This window comes from Microvirga solisilvae, from assembly GCF_022808595.1.
Taxonomy (GTDB): Bacteria; Pseudomonadota; Alphaproteobacteria; order Rhizobiales; family Beijerinckiaceae; genus Microvirga; species Microvirga solisilvae.
The window spans coordinates 176,624-193,760 of sequence record NZ_JAKUCN010000002.1 but is presented as its reverse complement, the minus strand read 5'-3'; the positions used below and the strand labels follow the sequence as shown (position 1 = coordinate 193,760).

20 protein-coding genes are annotated in these 17,137 nt (G+C 61.5%); 5 read left to right on the top strand and 15 right to left on the bottom strand.

Annotated features, from left to right (window positions below):
* Positions 1 to 91 precede the first annotated feature (91 nt).
* From rpoN to MJ639_RS05455, 7 genes are all read right to left on the bottom strand, one after another.
* The gene (gene rpoN / locus MJ639_RS05485; RefSeq protein ID WP_243369284.1) at positions 92 to 1,516 is read right to left on the bottom strand and encodes an RNA polymerase factor sigma-54; all 1,425 of its coding nucleotides are present in this window, start codon (positions 1,514 to 1,516) and stop codon (positions 92 to 94) included.
* Positions 1,517 to 1,618: 102 nt separating this feature from the next.
* Entirely contained in the window at positions 1,619 to 2,464 is an 846-nt protein-coding gene (gene lptB / locus MJ639_RS05480; protein ID WP_243369283.1) for an LPS export ABC transporter ATP-binding protein, read from the bottom strand.
* Between the two features lie 66 nt (positions 2,465 to 2,530).
* Positions 2,531 to 3,154, bottom strand: coding sequence for an LptA/OstA family protein (locus MJ639_RS05475; protein ID WP_243369282.1), 624 nt, complete (start codon positions 3,152 to 3,154; stop codon positions 2,531 to 2,533).
* On the bottom strand, positions 3,151 to 3,879 hold the full coding sequence (gene lptC / locus MJ639_RS05470) for an LPS export ABC transporter periplasmic protein LptC (RefSeq protein ID WP_243369281.1): 729 nt from the start codon (positions 3,877 to 3,879) through the stop codon (positions 3,151 to 3,153). The genes MJ639_RS05475 and lptC overlap by 4 nt, the downstream gene beginning before the upstream one ends.
* A 104-nt stretch (positions 3,880 to 3,983) precedes the next feature.
* Positions 3,984 to 4,598, bottom strand: a complete 615-nt coding sequence (locus MJ639_RS05465) for a ribonuclease D (protein ID WP_243369280.1) — start codon at positions 4,596 to 4,598, stop codon at positions 3,984 to 3,986.
* Between the two features lie 116 nt (positions 4,599 to 4,714).
* Positions 4,715 to 5,059, bottom strand: a complete 345-nt coding sequence (locus MJ639_RS05460) for a hypothetical protein (RefSeq protein ID WP_243369279.1) — start codon at positions 5,057 to 5,059, stop codon at positions 4,715 to 4,717.
* Positions 5,060 to 5,319: 260 nt separating this feature from the next.
* Complete coding sequence (locus MJ639_RS05455; RefSeq protein ID WP_243369278.1) at positions 5,320 to 5,733, bottom strand: response regulator; 414 nt, start codon at positions 5,731 to 5,733, stop codon at positions 5,320 to 5,322.
* Positions 5,734 to 6,113: 380 nt separating this feature from the next.
* Between MJ639_RS05455 and MJ639_RS05450 the strand changes: the two genes are divergently transcribed.
* The gene (locus MJ639_RS05450; RefSeq protein WP_243369277.1) at positions 6,114 to 6,665 is read left to right on the top strand and encodes a sigma-70 family RNA polymerase sigma factor; all 552 of its coding nucleotides are present in this window, start codon (positions 6,114 to 6,116) and stop codon (positions 6,663 to 6,665) included.
* A 110-nt stretch (positions 6,666 to 6,775) separates the two neighbouring features.
* Positions 6,776 to 6,937 (top strand): hypothetical protein, encoded by a 162-nt coding sequence (locus tag MJ639_RS05445; protein ID WP_243369276.1) that lies wholly within the window; start codon positions 6,776 to 6,778, stop codon positions 6,935 to 6,937.
* Here MJ639_RS05445 and MJ639_RS05440 read toward each other — a convergent pair.
* The 3 genes from MJ639_RS05440 to MJ639_RS05430 all read right to left on the bottom strand — a co-directional run bounded on the left by MJ639_RS05440 (position 6,930) and on the right by MJ639_RS05430 (position 10,291).
* Positions 6,930 to 7,868 (bottom strand): YihY/virulence factor BrkB family protein, encoded by a 939-nt coding sequence (locus MJ639_RS05440; protein ID WP_243369275.1) that lies wholly within the window; start codon positions 7,866 to 7,868, stop codon positions 6,930 to 6,932. The genes MJ639_RS05445 and MJ639_RS05440 overlap by 8 nt on opposite strands.
* 78 nt (positions 7,869 to 7,946) lie before the next feature.
* Positions 7,947 to 9,440 (bottom strand): sensor histidine kinase, encoded by a 1,494-nt coding sequence (locus MJ639_RS05435; RefSeq protein WP_243369274.1) that lies wholly within the window; start codon positions 9,438 to 9,440, stop codon positions 7,947 to 7,949.
* 110 nt (positions 9,441 to 9,550) lie between these two features.
* Complete coding sequence (locus tag MJ639_RS05430) at positions 9,551 to 10,291, bottom strand: Crp/Fnr family transcriptional regulator (protein WP_243369273.1); 741 nt, start codon at positions 10,289 to 10,291, stop codon at positions 9,551 to 9,553.
* A 137-nt stretch (positions 10,292 to 10,428) separates the two neighbouring features.
* On the opposite strand from MJ639_RS05430, the gene MJ639_RS05425 reads away from it, so the two are divergent.
* The gene (locus MJ639_RS05425; protein ID WP_243369272.1) at positions 10,429 to 10,815 is read left to right on the top strand and encodes a response regulator; all 387 of its coding nucleotides are present in this window, start codon (positions 10,429 to 10,431) and stop codon (positions 10,813 to 10,815) included.
* A 15-nt stretch (positions 10,816 to 10,830) separates the two neighbouring features.
* Here the strand turns inward: MJ639_RS05425 and MJ639_RS05420 are convergent, their stop codons facing one another.
* Genes MJ639_RS05420 through MJ639_RS05400 form a run of 5 tightly spaced genes read right to left on the bottom strand, consistent with a single transcriptional unit; the run spans position 10,831 to position 15,848 of the window.
* Positions 10,831 to 11,598 carry a HugZ family pyridoxamine 5'-phosphate oxidase gene (locus tag MJ639_RS05420; protein WP_243369271.1) on the bottom strand — a complete coding sequence of 256 codons (768 nt, stop codon included), beginning with the start codon at positions 11,596 to 11,598 and terminating at the stop codon, positions 10,831 to 10,833.
* A gap of 20 nt (positions 11,599 to 11,618) precedes the next feature.
* Positions 11,619 to 12,149, bottom strand: a complete 531-nt coding sequence (gene hutX, locus MJ639_RS05415; protein WP_243369270.1) for a heme utilization cystosolic carrier protein HutX — start codon at positions 12,147 to 12,149, stop codon at positions 11,619 to 11,621.
* Positions 12,149 to 12,484, bottom strand: a complete 336-nt coding sequence (gene hmuQ, locus MJ639_RS05410) for a heme-degrading protein HmuQ (RefSeq protein WP_243369269.1) — start codon at positions 12,482 to 12,484, stop codon at positions 12,149 to 12,151. The genes hutX and hmuQ overlap by 1 nt, the downstream gene beginning before the upstream one ends.
* Before the next feature lie 13 nt (positions 12,485 to 12,497).
* Positions 12,498 to 13,577, bottom strand: a complete 1,080-nt coding sequence (locus MJ639_RS05405) for a TonB family protein (RefSeq protein WP_243369268.1) — start codon at positions 13,575 to 13,577, stop codon at positions 12,498 to 12,500.
* A gap of 21 nt (positions 13,578 to 13,598) precedes the next feature.
* The gene (locus MJ639_RS05400) at positions 13,599 to 15,848 is read right to left on the bottom strand and encodes a TonB-dependent hemoglobin/transferrin/lactoferrin family receptor (protein ID WP_243369267.1); all 2,250 of its coding nucleotides are present in this window, start codon (positions 15,846 to 15,848) and stop codon (positions 13,599 to 13,601) included.
* A gap of 243 nt (positions 15,849 to 16,091) precedes the next feature.
* On the opposite strand from MJ639_RS05400, the gene hemP reads away from it, so the two are divergent.
* Positions 16,092 to 16,262 (top strand): hemin uptake protein HemP, encoded by a 171-nt coding sequence (gene hemP, locus MJ639_RS05395; protein ID WP_243369266.1) that lies wholly within the window; start codon positions 16,092 to 16,094, stop codon positions 16,260 to 16,262.
* Between the two features lie 10 nt (positions 16,263 to 16,272).
* Positions 16,273 to 17,136 carry a heme/hemin ABC transporter substrate-binding protein gene (locus MJ639_RS05390; protein WP_243369265.1) on the top strand — a complete coding sequence of 288 codons (864 nt, stop codon included), beginning with the start codon at positions 16,273 to 16,275 and terminating at the stop codon, positions 17,134 to 17,136.
* Position 17,137 lies beyond the last annotated feature (1 nt).

Below are 17,137 nucleotides of genomic sequence, written 5' to 3'. Positions count from 1 at the left end.
GGAGACCTCCCTTTTATGCGCCCATTTGCCTGGGACTGACTTCAAGCATCATGAGCTTACGCACGGGCAAAGCAAGCCTCATTGCGCTATGTCATGACGCTCTGAATCGATGGTGCCTGCGGCGCTCGGAGGAGGAGGGGATCCGCAGGGCTTCCCGGTATTTGGCGATGGTTCGGCGGGCAACATCGATGCCCTCGCTTCTCAAGACTTGTGCAAGTGCCTCATCCGAGAGCACCGCATCGGGCTTCTCGGCCTCGATCAGCTGCCGGATGCGGTGACGCACCGCTTTAGCCGCGTGCTCGCCCTCGCCTGTCGCCGCGTTCAGGAAGAACTTCATCGGGTAAGTCACGCCGCCGGCCCCGATGGCCTTGTTCGCCACCACGCGGGAGATGGTGGATTCATGCATGCCGATGGCCTCGGCCACACTCCTGAGGGTCATGGGCCTCAAGGAGGCGACGCCATCGCGGAAGAAGCCCTCCTGCTGGCGCACGATCTCGGTCGCCACCGTGAGGATCGTCCTAGCCCGTTGGTCGAGGCTGCGGGTGAGCCAGCTCGCCACCTGCAGGCAATCGGAGAGGAAGCTCTTGTCCTCGGCCTTGCGAACCGCCTTCGCCACCTCGGCATAATAGGTGCGATCGAGAAGGATGCGCGGCAGGGTGTCGGGGTTGAGCTCGACGATGAAGCTGCCCTCGGCGGAAGGCTGCACCAGCACGTCGGGCACGAGCACTTCGATGGGCGCGGCGGTGAAAGCAAGTCCCGGCTTGGGCTCCAGGCGGCGGATCTCAGCCAGCATGTCGATGAGATCGTCCCGGTCGACGCCGCAGATCCTCTCGAGCGCCGCGAAATCCTGGCGCGCCACCAGATCGAGACGCGCCAGCAGGGCCTGCATGGCGGGATCGAGCCGGTCGCGGTCGCGCAGCTGGATTTCCAGGCACTCCCGCAAGTTTCGGGCGCCGATGCCGGACGGCTCGAAAGTCTGGACGAGCCTCAAAGCCGTCTCGACCTGGACGAGCGGGATGCCGAGACGGTCCGCGATCTGCTCCAGCGCCTCGGTCAGATAGCCGGCCTCGTCGAGATTGTGGATGAGATACCGAGCAATCTCGCGCAGGGAGCCTTCGACAGAAGTGAGATCGAGCTGCGCCTCGAGATAATCGGTCAGGCTCTGCGCGCCCGCCAATGTTGCTTCAAGCTCCGGTTTCAGTTCGGAATGGGCGGAAGATGCGGCTTGCGAGGACACGGCTCCGCCCTCCCCGCGCGATGGCGGCGGGCCGGGGATCATTCTTCCGCCGGCCTGCGCATACCGTTCCTTGGCGCGCAGAAAATCAGCGAGGCTCGGCGGCGGCGCATCGCCTTGCTTCTCCGCTTCCTGAAGGAGCGGATTGCGCTCGAGTTCGGCCTCGACATAGGCCACGAGTTCCGCGTGGGAGAGCTGCAGTAACTTGATGGATTGAACGAGCTGGGGAGTCATCGTCAGGGACTGACCCTGGCGCATCTCAAGCCGTTGCATCGAACTCATGACGGCACCCAACGCGTTGCGGGCATGCTTCTTGCATGCCCGATTGTTTTACTGCGCCGTTTGCCGTGCCGTCAAAAGGCAGATCGTCCCAACCTTTGAATGTTAGAGACGGAAATCTTCACCCAGATAGAGACGGCGCACATCCTCGTTGGCGACGATGGCGTCCGGTGCGCCTTCCGTGAGCACGCGGCCGGAATGGATGATGTAGGCGCGGTCGATGAGACCGAGCGTCTCGCGCACATTGTGGTCGGTGATCAGCACGCCGAGACCACGCCGGGTCAGGTGTCGCACGAGATTCTGAATGTCGCCCACGGCAATCGGATCGATGCCCGCGAAAGGCTCGTCGAGCAGCATGAAGGTGGGCTCGCCCGCGAGAGCGCGGGCAATCTCGCAGCGGCGACGCTCACCGCCCGAGAGAGCGATGGAGGGAGCCTTGCGCAGGCGCGTGATGTTGAACTCGTCGAGCAGAGCATCGAGCTTGCGATCGCGCTCCTTGCGGCTCGGCTCCACGATCTCGAGCACGGCGCGGATATTGTCCTCGACGGTGAGGCCACGGAAAATCGAGGCTTCCTGCGGGAGGTAGCCGATGCCCAGACGCGCGCGGCGATACATGGGCAGGCCCGTCACATCATGCCCGTCGAGACTGATGAGGCCGCGATCCGCCTGAACGAGGCCGGTGATCATGTAGAAGATGGTGGTCTTGCCCGCGCCGTTCGGGCCGAGCAGACCCACCGCCTCGCCGGCGCGGACATTCAGGCCCGCATCCTGCACCACCGTGCGGCCGCGATAGCTCTTCTGAAGGCCTTTCACGGCCAGGATACCGGGGCCGCCGAAGACGCCCTTCTCATCGGAGCGGCCGAAGACATGCGGCGCCGGTCCGCCTTGATGGCGGCTTAAGGTCGTCGTGTCCGCCGGAGCGGATGGGGCACGGTTGAACAGGGATTTCACGAAAATTCCATCGTCAGAGCACAACGGGACAGAGCCGGTGAGAAAACCGGCTTAGCCTATCGGTGTTTAAGGCTTCGGTTTGGCGTTGCCGGCGCCGGTCGGGGCCGGTGCGCCTTGTCCCGGCACGAACAGCGCCCGCACGCGGCCGCCGGGCTTGGTATCGATGCTCGCCACGCCTGTGTTGATGTCATAGACCACGCGCTCGCCACGGGTCACGTTGGGGCCGTCGCTCAAGGCGGCGTTGCCGTTCAAGAGGATCTTGTTGGCGCCCCGGTCGAAAGTGGCGTTGTCGCCGGTGGCGACCTGGGTGCGCGACACGATGGTGACTGGCCCCTGGCAATCGATCTTCTTGATCGCGCTTTCACTGGGGCCCTGTCCCGCCGGAGCAGCGGCAGGCTGTGCGCCGCCTTCGCGGTTCTGCTGCTCGTAAAAGACGGTCATGGCCGTGCACTTCATGGTGCTCTCGCCCTGAACGGCCACCACATCGCCGGAGAAGACCGCGCGCCCTTCCTTGTCGAACACGTCGAGCTTGTTGGCGTCGATCTTGATCGGCTCCTTGCTGGAGCCGAAATTGCCGAAGCCGACGGCCCGCTCCTTCTCGGCTTGCTGAGCCTTTTGAGCCCAGGCGGCGGTTGTTGCCGCCGGCAGGAGAAGCGCGAGGGCGAGCGCGTTGCGTGCGAAACTCATCATGGACGAACACTTGTAGGTTGGGCCGCCTGGGATGGGGCGACAGGAGAGGATGAATCGGATCCGGAAGCGGGCAGGAACGTGGTGCGCACGCGGCCCTTGAAGCTCATGACCTTGCCGTTCTCTGTCACCCGGAGGCCTTCCGCTTCGATGTGGCCATTGCCGCCGAGGATCACGGTGACGGGCTCGTTGGAGACGACGAGGCCGCTCTTGAAGTCCACCTGGGCGGAGCGCATCTGGACCTCCTGGCCCGCATCGGTTCTGACGCGGACGTTCTGGCGCAGGTTCATCCGCTCCTTCTTGGTGTCGAGAATGCCGACATTGGCCTCGAGCCGGGCGGTGCTGCCCTTGTCGTCGGTGACGAGCCGGGCGCGCAAATCCTTCAATTCCACGAAATCAGGGTTTTTCACATCCTGGGTGGCGGCGCTTGCGGTCACCTCATAGGGCCGGTTGTCGTTCTTGAACCCGGTAAGCTTGGGCGCTTCCATGGTCACGTTGGTACCGCTGACGCCGATGGAGCCGAAGCTCAGGTTCTCGACCTTCCTGAAGGGCTCGAGATAGGCGAACAGGCTGACCGCGGCGACAGCGAGGAGCGAACCCAGGGGAATGGCGATCTTGGCAAAGCGCACCCAGCGGGAATGCCGGCGGGCCTTGGTGAAGGCGCGCGCGCGCGCAACCGGCCTCGCAGCCGGGCTACCTTGGAGTGTGGTGCCCTGGAATCCCGCCACTTTCGATCCAATCCCTTCCGTCTCACCCGACCCGGCGCCATGCCCGTCGGTGATGGCGATGTTATGACGGATATGGGTTTTATGCTGGAAAGTTTAAGCCTGCGTCAACTATGCGCAAAGATATCGGTCTCGGGCCAGCCCAGGAGGTCAAGCTGCGCCCTGGTGGGCAGGAACGAGAAGCATTGATGGGCAATGCCGAGCCGGTTCTCCCGCTCCAGCCGCTGATCGAGCTTTTCCTTAAGGGCATGCAAGTGCAGCACATCGGAGGCCGCATAGTCGAGCTGGGCCGTGCTCAAGGTCTCGGCACCCCAATCGGAGGATTGCTGCTGCTTGGAGATCTCGACCCCGAGGAATTCCCGCACGAGGTCCTTCAGACCATGCCTGTCCGTATAGGTGCGCACCAGCCGCGAGGCCACCTTGGTGCAGTAGACGGGCCTCGGCATCACGGCGAAGGCGTGGAAGAGCACGGCGAGATCGAAGCGGGCATAATGGAAGATCTTGAGCACGCTCTCGTCGGAGAGAACGCGGATCAGGTTCTCAGGGCGCGGCCCGTCCTTCAGGATCTGCACCACATCCGCATCCCCGTCGCCTTTCGAGATCTGCACCACGCAGAGCCGATCCCGGTGCGGGTTGAGCCCGAGCGTCTCGGTATCGATCGCGATCGCGGAACCGGGCTGATAATCTGCGGGCAGGTCGCCGCGATGGAAGCGCGTGGTCATGGAAGGAACATCACCTGAAAAGCCATTGGATCGGCTCTAGCCTGTATTGTGCCCCGCTTCAACGATCAGAAAAAGCCCCGCTCGGAGCGGGGCTTTTAGCATAGTACCTTTGCCGGCTAGTAGCAGACCTGAACCCGCCGCCAGACCGGGCGTCCGTAACGGTTGATCACACGCCGGGATTCGAGCGCACAACGAGGTCCATAGCCATAGTGAGGATTCGCTGCGGCGCTGGCGATGGTTCCGAGGGCGAGGCCGCCGATGAGCCCGGCTACGGCAGCGCCGCCACCATAATAGCCACCACCGTAATAGGGATAACCATAGCCTCGATAACCGTAATAGGACGGGCGATAATAACCACGACCGTAATAACGCCCGCCATAATAACGGTTACGATAGTAACGATTGCCGTAATAGCGATTATACGGCCGATAGCCGTAGCCGCCGCTTCTGTAGTTGGGCACGGATATTCCACCACGGTTGGAGAAGTAATAATCACGTTCTCCAGTCTGAGCCGAGGCGGGACTCGGCTGTATCGCGGCGGCACTCCCGAACACACAGACTGTGGCCAACATAACTTTGAACGACATGCCCATAGAGCCCTCCAGGACACATGATGCATGAACAACGGTATGTCGTGTCTTGATGTTCCGCTTAAGGCTGGAGGGGCAGATACCGCCAAGTCTTAAGCATCATCTCAGGCAGCGACGCCCTTTCCTGATCCTCAGACATGTCTCTGGATTTGCGCAAAAGACCTGCCACTATCAACGGACTTGCCGTTATCAACCGGCACTTGCTGCTGCCTCTGGGCAAGCTCGTTCAAGGTAGCCATCAGTGTTTCCCGGCTGATGGGTTTTTCCAGCCACAGCACGTTCTGCAGCTCGGGTGGTCCGTCCTCCTTCGGAGGTAATCCCGAGTAGACCGCGAACGGAACTCCACGATCCTTCAAGGTCCGCGCAATTTCAATGGATGTTCCATCCTTGATCATGATGTCGAGAAGCGCGATATCCGGCGTATCGCTTTCAAGCCTATGCAGGGCCTGGGCATTGCTCATGAATGGCCCCTCGACATTGAAGCCCGCCTCTTCGAGGGAAGCCTCAAGCGACATACCGATCAGAGCCTGATCCTCGACGATCATGCAGCGCGTTTGAGCCATCACCTTCTTTTCCTGTCAAAATCGGGAACGGGAGATATTCGCCGCAAGCAAACGAATCATCTTTACAATCAAATAAAATATTGTCCGTCGACGGACACCGCACATTCACTCATGTAAATCTTTGCCTTAAGAGGCGCCGAAATCTTGGGTCATCACAGCTGCATCAAGATTCTTTTTAGTCAAAGACGCACAGATCGAATTCTAGAATACGCAAGCGCTCGTGTTCGGTTCAGACCACTCGAATCTTATTTCCAGCACGTGATATTACCCCTATGACAGCAGTTACGCTTTACATAGGTTAATGCACCCTTCGCAAAGGAGACGTTTGCTTTCACGTTCGTGAGAGTCGGAAGGGATACAGAATGGCGGCTGATACCCCAATGAAAGACCAGATGCTCGCCGCCATTCCGCATCTGCGCGCTTTCGCCATCTCTCTCTGCGGCAGCGTGGATCGCGCCGACGATCTCGTGCAAGGCGCTCTGCTGAAGGGATTGAGTAATCTCGACAAGTTCCAGCCCGGCACCAGCATGCAGGCCTGGTTGTTCACGATCCTGCGCAACGATTTCCTCACGCAGGCCCGACGCCGCAAGCGCGAAGTCGAGGATCCGGAGGGTGCATGGGCCGAGCGCGTGGCCGTGATGCCCGAACAGGGAGCCCGGCTCGATTTCAACGACATGCTCAAGGCCTTGAGCCACTTGCCCTTCGACCAGCGCGAGGCGCTTCTTCTCGTCACGGCCGAAGGGCTGACCTACGAGGATGCAGCCCGGATCTGCGGCACGAATATCGGCACCATCAAGAGCCGCATCAATCGCGCGCGCAGGCGTCTGGCAGAACTGATGAACTTCGAGGCGGATGACGATCTCGGCCCCGACCGCCTCGTCAAGGCCGCTCTCTTCATGCACATCGCGGTGTGACGCGGGAAGGCACGCACCTACGGCGATCACGCGATTGGCACCGGAACGGGCTGGCCATGCAATCCCCAGGTCGTTAGCATGATCTAGCATCGATGAAGGAACGACAGATCATGCTGCGCGCCATCTCCCTTGCCGTCCTGATGACCGTCATCACCGCCCCGTCTTTCGCAGAGCCGAGCTCCGAAAAAACCGTCGTTGCTCAACAACAGCAACAGCCTCCGCAAACGCAGAAGCGGGATTGCGAGAAGAAGCACGAGGAAGGCGTCAGCTGATTTCCGGCTGCGGCGCGGACGCGGCTTCCATCTCGATTACAGGTGACACAGCCTCATCTGCCGCGGGCTCGCGGCGGCGCAAAGCCGCATTGAGTTCCGCGCCGAAAATGAAGATCGCCGCGGAGATCTGCAGGAAGATCAGCGCGGTGAGAATTCCGGCAAGCCCTGCATAGGTTGCCTTCACATGGGTGACATTGGCGAGAAACTCGCCATAAAGCGTCGCGCCTGCAAGCCAGAGCACCAGCGTCGCCACGACGCCGGGAATCACGTCGCGCAGGTTCGGCCTTACATCCGAGAGCCACAAATGCGTGGCCGTCAGTCCGATGACGAGCACCAGGGAAGCAAGCGCATAGCGCACGAGATCGTAGGTGAGGCGAACGGATCTCAGATCCGTCACGTAGGATACGGTGGTGCGCCAAATCGAAGGCCACAGCACCACGAGCACGGAGGCCGCCACCAGCGCAGCCGCACCCACGATCACGAAGCCGATGCCGATCAGGCGTGCCTGCCACCAGGGCCGGAAGCGCGTGACGCCATAAGCTCGGCAGAGCGCCACGCGCAGGCTCTCGACGCCGTTCGTCGCCACCAGAAGCGTGATGGCGATGGAAATCGTCAGCACGTTGCGCCTGGGCACGAGAACCTTGTCCGCCTCGCTCGCCAGCGCACCCGCCACACCTTCGGGCCAGAAATCGAAGAGCAGATGAACGATATGGGTGGAAATGCGCCCCGCGCCGAGGAAGGCAGCGAGCGCCGCCACGCAGATCAGAAACGGAAACAGCGCGATCACGAGGGAGAGCGCCACATGGCTCGCCATGGCCAAGCCGTCATTACGCGCAAAGCTCCTTCCCGCATCGGCGATGATGGCGAGAGCTGAGCGAAGACGGGAGGGGATGATGGCGAGGAGCATGGCGGACGAGGGATGAAACACCATCCCTTGATGCTATCCGAAAAGGCGCATGGCAAGACCCAAGATGCCCCAGCCGTCGTGAATGGGCCTCAGAGTCTAGCATTAGGGGTTATAAGAACGTCGATCCTCGCCGAGCACGAAAACCTGATCGTCCATGGGAAATCTCATGGTGCAGCAGAGGCCGTCCGGTGTGAAATCCAGCACTGCCTCACCGCCAAGCTCATAGCTCAAGACTTTCTCGATCAGCTCGGTGCCGAAGCCGCGACGCCTCGGCGTGTCATTGGAGAGCGACACCCCCGTCTCGATCCATTCGAAGACCAGCTGCGGGTCATCGCCTCTCCGCCCGACCGCCCACTTCACCTGAATGCGACCCCTCTCGGATGAGAGCGCCCCATATTTCACAGCATTCGTCCCAAGCTCATGGATGGCCAGCGCAAGCGTTTCCGCAGACTTGGCGCGAAGGCGGATTTCGGGGCCGGAGATGCTTTTCACCTGATCGCCTTCGTGAGCGGCCACGGCACGCAGCTCATCGGCCACGAGCATTTCGAGATCGAGACCGGCTTCGGGATCGCGGGTTACGGCTGCCTGCACTCGGGCAAAAGCATCGATGCGGCCTTCGAGATGCATGGCGTAATCCTCCGCCGTCTCGCTAGTCGCCGCCGTTCTCCGAGCAATGGAGCGAATGACGCCGAGCGTGTTTCGCACGCGATGCTGAAGCTCGGCCAGCAGGAGCTGGGCATGGCGCTCGCTGTCCCGCAGGGCCTCTTCCGCTTGCTTTCGTTGCGTGATGTTCGTGAAGAGCACCGCCACGCGTTGGCTTTCCGGTCCGCCGAGGCGGAAGATGTTCAGATCGAAAACCCGGCCGAGCGTCCATTCCGTTTCCTCGATACGGATCGATTGACCGGTCTCGGCGACACGGCCATAGATTTCGGCCCAGCGCGGGTTGGGGGTTTTCAGGATTTGCGCCGCCGTGCGCCCGACGGGATAAGGCATCCCGGTATGCACCATGAAGGCGGGGTTCACCTCCAGGAACAGGAAATCGCTCCATTGGCCTGCATCGTCACGGATCACCTCGACAACGGCATAAGCCTCATCCATCGAGTTGAAGAGAGTGCGATAGCGTTCTTCGCTTTCGCGCAAGGCTTCTTCAATCTGTCGCCGGGCGACCTGCATCTTGTCGGTTGTTTCCATCACCGTGTCGATCATGCCGAGGATGGTTCCGTCGGCAGCCCGAACGGGGCTGTAGGAGAAGGTGAAATAGGTCTGCTCGGGCTCGCCCCGTCTGTTGATGACGAGCGGATAATCTTCGATGAACGTCGCTTGGCCGGCGAAAGCATTCTCCACGAGCGGCCCGATCTCGTGCCAGATTTCGCTCCAGACATCCGCAAAGGAGCGGCCGAGCGCCTCGGGCTTGGCACCCAGGATGGGGCGGAAGGCATCATTGTAGATTGTGACGAGGCTTGGCCCCCACACCAGGGCCGCCGGAAAGCCGGATTCCAGAACAAGGCCTGCCGCCGATTTCAGTTCCGCAGGCCAAGTCTCGATGGGCCCGAGCGGTGTCGCCGCCCAATCGAACGCACGGATTCGCTCCACCATCCTGCCGGATCCGAAGGGCCACGCATTCTTGTGAGGAGAAACTTGCTCCATACGCCTACCTTGAGCAAACGGTCCGAAAACGCCTCGCTGCGGTAGGCTTCGGTCTCCTTCTACTCATTGGCATCCATCTCATGACCGTTCCGCTCGAGGTGCAGGTAATTGTCATTGAACAATCCAACTTCCTGCAGGGCTTCGAGGTTCGGAATGGTGAGAGACTTTCCCTTCAAGACGACGAGATTAGCAGCGCGCATCTCCTGGAGCGTGCGGTTCACATGAACCGTCGAGAGTCCCAGCGTCTCGCCAAGCTCGGCCTGAGTGAGGGGAAACTCGCAGCTGTCGCCATTCGTGAGCCCGACCATCCGCAGGCGAACGAACAATTCGCAGAAAAGGTGAGCCATGCGCTCGACGGCATCGCGCTGGCTGTTATTGACGACCCATTCCCGCGAGATCGAATCCTCGACCAGCGAGTTCCACCAGAAAGCCCGGCTGAGACGCGGATAGGTATCCGTCAGCTCGATGATGGTATCTTTTGGAATCTCGGACACGGATACCGGCGAGATGGCTCCGATGGAATGGTCCATCTCCTTGAGGATGAACATGCGCATGTCACAGACATCGCCGGGGACGAGAAAGCCCAGGATTTGCCGTCGTCCATCCTCCAATACCTTGTAGCGGCAGGCCCATCCATCATTGATCAAATTGACGCTATCCGGCTTCTCACCCTCGTAGATAAGGTCTTCCCGGGGGTTGAGGTGACGTCTTTTCAAGGAGGTTGCTTGCTCGAGAGCCCGCTTCTCCTCACTGGACAGTTTTGTGAAATGCTCCAGCTTGCGGATCAGATAGATCGCCATCTGTGCGGTGTCCCTCTGGAGATTTCACCAACAGGTGCCGGAACGGCGCCTGCTTAACCTATGTTATCATAAGGGCCACATCTCAGGCTTATTTAAGAAAGCTAAAGCTCCAGGTCGCCTGGGCAAGGAGGACGGGCATGACGAATTCCGCCGTGCAAGAATCGCTCGCGCGATGCCGGGTTCTCGTGGTGGAGGATGAGTATTTCATGGCCGACGACATAGCCAAGGCGCTCGAGAAGCTTGGCGCGGAAGTGATCGGGCCCATTCCGGAAACGGACAACGCATTGGCGCTGCTCTCCTCCGACGAGCGAATCGATGCCGCCATCCTCGACATCAATCTGCGCGGAAAAGAGATCTTCCCTGTCGCCGATGCCCTGATCGCGCGTCGCATCCCTGTAGTGTTCGCCACAGGCTACGACGCATCCTCGGTTCCGCCGGCTTACGCAGCGATCCCGCGGTGGGAGAAGCCGTTCAACCCGGATGTTCTCGCCCAGGCCTTGCCGGGAATCGTGCGAAACGCCTAACAATCGAAATTGAGCTTAGGCGGACGCAGCGGGTTTGCTGCGAGCTTCCTGCGCGAGCTGGACGAGCAGCGAACGAAGCTCTCCCGGTCCCGAAAGAGGCTTGTCAAAGGTCAGCCGCAGCAACTCGTCGCCGAGCGCCATCTGCATTCCCTCCGGGTCGATTCCGGTGAGCCGCCAGGCTCCCTCCTTGCCCCCGCACAGCCGCGTTGCATAAAGCGCCACCGCTTCGGCATGGTCCTCGTTCATGTGCTCCACGGCGCCGGCCTCGAAATCCGCGAAATCGGGGAAGGCGGAAAGATCGATGAGCAGGTCTTCCCGCGCCATGCGATAGGCACGCCCGAAGCCGCCATTGAGGCTGCCCCAGGCAACATTCAGCCTCCAGAATGCGAAATCGGGAAAGTCCACATAGAGCGCGGCCTTGGGGTGCTGACGCAGATAGCGCCCGCGCACGGCTTGAGCCTTTTCCGAACCGGGCTCCAGCCGCTCGGCTTCAGCGAGCAAAGTCAGGCGGGGATGGGCCAGCGGATCGCCCTTGCCGATGGCGGAGAGCAGCAGCGAGCAGCGCGGATCGGCGGCAAGCAGACGCGTATGAACCGAGAGCTGGGATGTCAGGATCACAGGCGTGCCGTCGAGATCGGTGCCGACCGACACGAGGCTCGAGAACGGCATGCCGTCCTCGGCACCGTTGGTGGCAAGCGCTCCGGAGCGGGCGGTGCGGATGAGCTTCTTCGACAAAAGCCGCGCCTCGTCATCCACCGGCAGGATCGGTTCTTTCTTCTCCATGGCCTTCATGTTTATGCCTTTTACGCCTGTCCCGCAAACCGTGTGCGCAGAGCCTCGAACCGAACGAGTTGATCTTCTTTCAGGCTCCGGTCCTCGTTGCGGCCCACGAAGATCTTGAACATCACACCGCCCTCCTCATTGACGAACTGCACCGAGCAGGAGCGTTTGCCGAAGAACAGGCGGTCGATGAAATAGATCGCGCGGCAGCGATCCATGCGCAGATGCCCGCCGATCGGGCTCTCGCCATGGATGTTGAAATAGCCACGACCTGCGGTGCCCGGCGGCACGCTGCCCTTGCACTCGAACACGCCGTCGCGGGTATGCACGACGAAGGTGATCTCGCCCCAGATGGTCAGGTCGCTCCAGATCTCTTCAAACAGATTGCCCTTCACCCGCATGGCAGATGCAGGATCGAGGCAATCGAGCACCTTCTGCAGCGGCACGTTGCGGGCTTCCGCGATTGTCTCCAGCACGCCATCGGGACGAACTGCTAGATCCTCGCGGATGAGGGCTTCGACATCCTGCATATTCGGCATCGCACTCATGTTCATCAGGCGGCCTTCGAGGTATTGTGGATCGTCTGAAACACCTCGAAGCCCTCGAATTCCGGATGGCCGAGAGTCAACGGCTTGTTGGAGCCGGTGCTGGCGCGGGTATGCGATGTGCGGAACTGCTCGGAACGCGTCCAGGCCTCGAAATGCGCCTTCGATGCCCAGAGCGTCTGCGAGGAATAGAGCACGTGATCCTCGCGCTCGGGTCCGCGCAGCATGTGAAATTCCATGAAGCCGTCGAGCTCGTGAAGATAGCTTTCGCGCGTCAACCAGCGCTGTTCGAATTCTTCCGTCGCGTCCTTCAGGACCTTGAAGCGATTCATGGCAATGAACATGGATATCTCCTTATCAATTCATGTCGTAGACGATGGGAGCGGTGAAGCTCGCACTGGCTTGCCCGGTTTCGGGCGGAATGCGCGGGAAGGGCGAGGCGCGGCGCACCATGGCGAGCGCCTCCGTATCGAGAAGCGAGAGGCCGGAAGAGCCTGCGAGCGAAACGCCCGTAACCGTCCCGGACGCATCCAGCGAGAACGTGACCATCACACGCCCGCGCATGCGCTGGATGCGCGCAGCCTCAGGATAGCGTTTGTAGCGCGCCAGATGCGCCATCACACTGGCGCGGAAGCTCGGATTGGCAGCCGGATTGCCGCCCGCGCTCCCCGCGCGGCCTTGAGCACCGCGCGTTGCGGCGAGCGAAGACGTCGCATCAGCATCCTTGCCGCTTTCGCTCTGTCCGCGCGCCATGTCACGCTTGGGCTTGGCGGGCGCTTTGGGAATTGGCTTCTCTGGCTTAATCTTTTGGGGCGGCTCGACTTTGGCCAATGTTTTTTGCGGCTCGGGCTTGGGCTCCTGGCGAACAGGAGGCTGCTCTTGCGGCTCTGTCTGCGCAATCTCGCGTTTGAGCACTTCCATGGGATCAGGCATCGGCTCCTGGGGCAGAGGAGGAAGCGTGGGCTCTGCGGCTTCAGCCACAAGGTCACGCTCCATCGGCTGCGGCAGATCGGGGGGAAGCGGAATATCGGGAAGGGGCGCCTCGACGGATTTCGTCTCGGGCTGCGGCTGCGCGCCGGACGCGCTGAAGGCCTGATCGAAAGCATCGGCGCCGACGATCTCGACAGCGATGGATTGCTCTTCCGCAGCAGGAGAAGAACCACCATCCGAAAACTGAAGCATCAGAACGATGGCGATCGCCGCCGTGCCGACATGAAGGCCACATGAGAGCAGCGTTCCGCGCCAGGAACAACGGCGCGGCTCGGAAGAATGCCAACGCGCATCGATGGGCGCAGCGGACAATTCGGGATTGAGCGCCTCATCCTGTCGGGGACGGGATGGAGGCATGGCACGGGAGGCGGCCAGTGACGGAATCGTGCGCGCACGAGCCGGCGGCAGGCGTAACCGCCTGCCGCCGGGCCGATAGACACGCCGCATCTGTGCCACCGCCCGCATGTCTTACCAGCGGAACGTGGCGTTGACCGCGAAGGTGCGGCCGGGAGCGCGCAGCAGATCGAGACTGCGGCTGGAGGCCGGCACGCCCACCACGTCCTGAGCATTGAAGTACTCGACGTCGAGGAGGTTGTAGGCGCTGAAGTTCAGCGAAACGTTCTGCGTCGGGTTGTAGAACAGGATCGCGTCGACCGTGGCGTAGGAATCCGGCTTGAAGTAGGACGGATCGCTCGTCTCGTTCTTCGCCGCGGCTCCGCGCAGGCGAACCTCCGCGCCCCAGCCAGCCACATCCTCATAGCGGATGCCGGCCATGCCGGTGAACGGCTCGACGGAATCGATCGGATCGCCCGTCTCCTCGTCCTCGCCCTGCGCATAGGCCAGCGAGCCGAAGAGAGACCAGCCCGGAGCAAAGCGCCAATCGCCCTTCGCCTCGACACCCCAGATCCGCACGTTCGAGAGGTTCTGATACTGGAACTGGGTGAGGCCAGCCGGCGAGGTGCCCACCGTCACCGTCTCGATGAAATCGTTGTAGAGGTTATAGAAGCCGGTCACCTGGAAGCTGGAGCCGTCAGTGGCGCGGCCGCGCAGGCCCAACTCGAAGCCGTCGCTGGTCTCGGGTTTCAGGTTTCCGTTCGGCAGGATCTCGTAGAAGAAGACCGGGTTCGAGAAGCCGAAATTCGCCGTGTCGTAAGGCGGTGCGCGGAAGCCGCGTGCATATTGACCGACCAGGCGAAGGCTCTCGGTGAGATCGTAGGTGACGCCGAATTTCGGCGAGACCGCGAACTCGTTCTGCTCTTCCACCGTGAAGTCGCTCTGGTTGGAATTCGCGAATTCCTGATCCGGGTTCGGCTGCAAGTGGTAATAGTCGAAGCGCACGGCCGGGATGAGGCGAAGTCTTCCATACTTCGCGATATCCTGGACATAGAAGCCCGCCTGCACCGTGTCGGTGTCGGGGAAGTTCTTGTTCGGGAAGGTCTCGCCCGAAATCACATTGATCACGTCACCCGTGATGAGATCGGTCTCGGTCCGGTAGCGGGGACGCGAGGTCGAGGTGGAATCGACCGACATGCCATAGGTGAAGGCGTGCTCCCAATCGCCCCACTGGCGAATGCCAGCAAACTGCATCTCGGCGCCATAGATTTCCTGCTTGAAGCCGAAATCGGAGAAGCGCACGCGGTTGGGTTCCGTCGGCTCACCGAAGAAGGAGCGGCCGCGCATCTGCGTGGTCTTCTCGGTGCGATCCACTTCAGTCCAGTACACGCTCGTGCGCACCGTGTCGGCGATCGCCCAGGAGAGCGGCTTCGTCCAGTCGAAGCTGAGGCGCGGACGGGTGGTGGTGTCTTCCGCATCGGAGCTGAAAACGCGGGAGAACGGCATGCCGAAGCCGCCGGGCGTGCTCGTGATGTCGTTGAGAAGGGTCGTGTCGACCTGCTTTCTCAGGAACTCGCCGGTGAGCTTGAACTGCCCCGCCTCGCCACCATTGTAGATGAGCTTGGCGAGAACGTTGTCGGTGGTGAAGTCCTGCGGGTTTGGCTCAAGCGTCGAGTCATCGTCCAGGTTCGGCTGAGTCTCATGACCCTGACGATGCGTGTAGAGGATGAGCGATTCCCACGCACCCCAGCGCCAGGCCCCCGTCGCGGTCTGCAGGAAGCTGTGGTTCTCGCTGTCGTAGCCGGTCTTGGAAGAGAGATACCAATCCTTGCCGATGAAGTTCAGGTAATCGGAAGGATCCTTCGTCACGTAGGAGACCACGCCGCCGATGGCGTCGCTGCCGTAAAGCGCAGAGGACGGGCCGCGGATGATTTCGATCTGCTTGAGGCTGTCGAAATCCACGAAGTCGCGGGTGTAGGTGCCGGCGCCGATATTGGTCTCGGGGAAATCCGGAATCTTGATGCCATCGACCTGCACGCGCACGCGGTTCTCGCCGATGCCGCGGATCACGTAGTTCGTCGCGCCACCCCGGTTCGGCTGGTTGCCGACAGCAACGCCGGGCTCCTCGCGGGCAAGGTCGCGCGGCGTATTGATGTTGCGGCGGTCGATATCCTGCTGATCGGTGACGCTCACCGTCGACGGGCTGTCATAGACGGTCGTCGGCACGCGCTCGGCCGTGACCGTGATGTCGTCCAGGGTCGTCGGAGAAGAAGTGGTCTGCGCGCCGGCCTGCGAGGCCAGCGAGACGCCCGCGAGAGGGGCGAGGAGGAGAAGAGCAAGAGGCGAGGTAGACGCGCGAAGGCCTTCGCGCAGGAAGGTAATCATCCTGACGATCCCAGTCTTTAATGATGTTTTTCTTGATGACTGGCTGGCTCGCGCAGAAACGAATTCACGCTGGCTGGCTATCGCCTCCCCATCTGACGGAAGAGGCTTTACATCCGATATCCAAATCAAGTAACCGCGTCAATAGAGACTCGTCATTCGCTAGTTTTACATCATTCTAAACTGCGAATACATAAACAACTTTCAGAACATCTACTTTAGAACGCGTAAAAACTGGAGATTGCCGTGCTTAACCCCCCGCCACCCCCGGAAATCAAGGGCGACAGAGCCGCATCCACCAAGGAGGTCGATGTGGCGAGCCTGATCGGAACGGGACGTGAAGTGGTGCTGCTGCATCGGGGCGAGCGTTACCGCCTGCGGGTCACGGCCAACGGCAAACTCATTCTCACCAAGTAAGGACCCCGCCATGACGCTGCTCTCCCGCCGCGCACTCATGCTCAGCCCCGCGCTGATGCTCGCCGCGCGCCATGCCAAGGCCGCCCCCGCCCGCCGGATCGTCAGCGTCGGCGGAGCGATCACCGAGATCCTCTATCGCCTCGGGCTCGACGCTGAGATCGTCGGCGTCGATTCCACCAGCCTCTACCCGGTGGAGGCCCTCAAGACGAAGGCCAATGTAGGCTACATTCGCGCGCTGGGCGCCGAGGGGGTACTCTCGCTCAATCCTACTCTCGTGATCGCGGCGGAGGGCGCAGGGCCTCCCGATGCGCTACGCCTGATCGAGCAGGCGGGCGTCAGCATCGTCCGCGTGACCGATCAACCGAGCGCTGCGGGAATTGTGGAACGGGTGAAGGTTGTTGCGAAGACCCTTGGTGCCGACGAACGAGGCAACGCCCTGATCCAGGAGATCGAGCGCGGCTTCGCCGAGCTGAATACAATGAAGGCGCGGATCACGCAGCCTGCGAAGACGCTCTTCGTGCTCTCGTTCCAGAACGGCCGTCCGCTCGTCGGCGGAACAGGCACCACAGCAGATGCGATGCTGGCCCTTGCAGGCGCCACCAATGTGGCGTCCTCGCTCAACGGCTGGAAGCCGCTCTCGGATGAAGGCCTCATCGCCGCTGCACCCGAAGCCATCGTGATGATGGATCACGGCCCCGGCGGCGCGGCGTCGGATCCGTTCACCTACCCAGCTCTTGCGGCAACACCGGCTGCCGCCAAGCGCAGGCTGGTGGTGATGGATTCGCTTTATCTGCTCGGCTTCGGTCCCCGTACGCCGGCCGCCGCGCGCGAATTGATGACGGCTCTCCATCCCGACCAGATCGGCAAGGGCTGAC

Bases quoted from the DNA above. Each gene is read 5' to 3' on its own strand.
- rpoN (WP_243369284.1), bottom strand. From the start codon at position 1,516: ATGAGTTCGATGCAACGGCTTGAGATGCGCCAGGGTCAGTCCCTGACG.
- MJ639_RS05475 (WP_243369282.1), bottom strand. From the start codon at position 3,154: ATGATGAGTTTCGCACGCAACGCGCTCGCCCTCGCGCTTCTCCTGCCG.
- MJ639_RS05465 (WP_243369280.1), bottom strand. From the start codon at position 4,598: ATGACCACGCGCTTCCATCGCGGCGACCTGCCCGCAGATTATCAGCCC.
- MJ639_RS05455 (WP_243369278.1), bottom strand. From the start codon at position 5,733: ATGATCGTCGAGGATCAGGCTCTGATCGGTATGTCGCTTGAGGCTTCC.
- MJ639_RS05450 (WP_243369277.1), top strand. From the start codon at position 6,114: ATGGCGGCTGATACCCCAATGAAAGACCAGATGCTCGCCGCCATTCCG.
- MJ639_RS05445 (WP_243369276.1), top strand. From the start codon at position 6,776: ATGCTGCGCGCCATCTCCCTTGCCGTCCTGATGACCGTCATCACCGCC.
- MJ639_RS05440 (WP_243369275.1), bottom strand. From the start codon at position 7,868: ATGGTGTTTCATCCCTCGTCCGCCATGCTCCTCGCCATCATCCCCTCC.
- MJ639_RS05435 (WP_243369274.1), bottom strand. From the start codon at position 9,440: ATGGTGGAGCGAATCCGTGCGTTCGATTGGGCGGCGACACCGCTCGGG.
- MJ639_RS05430 (WP_243369273.1), bottom strand. From the start codon at position 10,291: ATGGCGATCTATCTGATCCGCAAGCTGGAGCATTTCACAAAACTGTCC.
- MJ639_RS05425 (WP_243369272.1), top strand. From the start codon at position 10,429: ATGACGAATTCCGCCGTGCAAGAATCGCTCGCGCGATGCCGGGTTCTC.
- MJ639_RS05420 (WP_243369271.1), bottom strand. From the start codon at position 11,598: ATGGAGAAGAAAGAACCGATCCTGCCGGTGGATGACGAGGCGCGGCTT.
- hutX (WP_243369270.1), bottom strand. From the start codon at position 12,149: ATGAACATGAGTGCGATGCCGAATATGCAGGATGTCGAAGCCCTCATC.
- hmuQ (WP_243369269.1), bottom strand. From the start codon at position 12,484: ATGTTCATTGCCATGAATCGCTTCAAGGTCCTGAAGGACGCGACGGAA.
- MJ639_RS05405 (WP_243369268.1), bottom strand. From the start codon at position 13,577: ATGCGGCGTGTCTATCGGCCCGGCGGCAGGCGGTTACGCCTGCCGCCG.
- MJ639_RS05400 (WP_243369267.1), bottom strand. From the start codon at position 15,848: ATGATTACCTTCCTGCGCGAAGGCCTTCGCGCGTCTACCTCGCCTCTT.
- MJ639_RS05390 (WP_243369265.1), top strand. From the start codon at position 16,273: ATGACGCTGCTCTCCCGCCGCGCACTCATGCTCAGCCCCGCGCTGATG.